The sequence below is a fragment of the Amycolatopsis silviterrae genome (genome assembly GCF_042684085.1).
Classification (GTDB): Bacteria; Actinomycetota; Actinomycetes; order Mycobacteriales; family Pseudonocardiaceae; genus Amycolatopsis; species Amycolatopsis silviterrae.
The window spans coordinates 1-599 of record NZ_JBHUKS010000043.1 but is presented as its reverse complement, the minus strand read 5'-3'; the positions used below and the strand labels follow the sequence as shown (position 1 = coordinate 599).

Annotated in this window: 1 protein-coding gene; it reads left to right on the top strand. The window is 67.6% G+C overall.

Going from position 1 to position 599, the window contains the following annotated elements; genetic code table 11:
* On the top strand, positions 1 to 599 hold a 599-nt coding region (locus ACFSVL_RS46575; protein WP_378314605.1), incomplete at both ends, for an AAA family ATPase.

The window sequence follows — 599 nt, the reverse complement described above, 5'->3', positions numbered from 1 at the left end:
CTGGCGCAGAGCATCGTCAAGGGCGAGGTGCCCGAGACGCTCAAGGACAAGCAGCTCTACACCCTTGACCTCGGCTCGCTGGTCGCCGGTTCGCGGTACCGCGGTGACTTCGAAGAGCGCCTGAAGAAGGTGCTCAAGGAGATCAAGACCCGCGGCGACATCATCCTGTTCATCGACGAGCTGCACACGCTCGTCGGCGCGGGCGCGGCCGAGGGCGCGATCGACGCGGCGTCGATCCTGAAGCCGATGCTGGCGCGGGGCGAGCTGCAGACGATCGGCGCGACCACGCTCGAGGAGTACCGCAAGTACATCGAGAAGGACGCCGCGCTGGAGCGTCGTTTCCAGCCGATCCAGGTGGGCGAGCCGTCGCTCGAGCACACGATCGAGATCCTGAAGGGCCTGCGCGACCGGTACGAGGCGCACCACCGCGTCTCGATCACCGACTCGGCGCTGGTCGCGGCCGCGACGCTGGCCGACCGCTACATCAACGACCGGTTCCTTCCGGACAAGGCGATCGACCTGATCGACGAGGCCGGTGCCCGGATGCGCATCCGCCGGATGACCGCGCCGCCGGACCTGCGCGAGTTCGACGAGAAGAT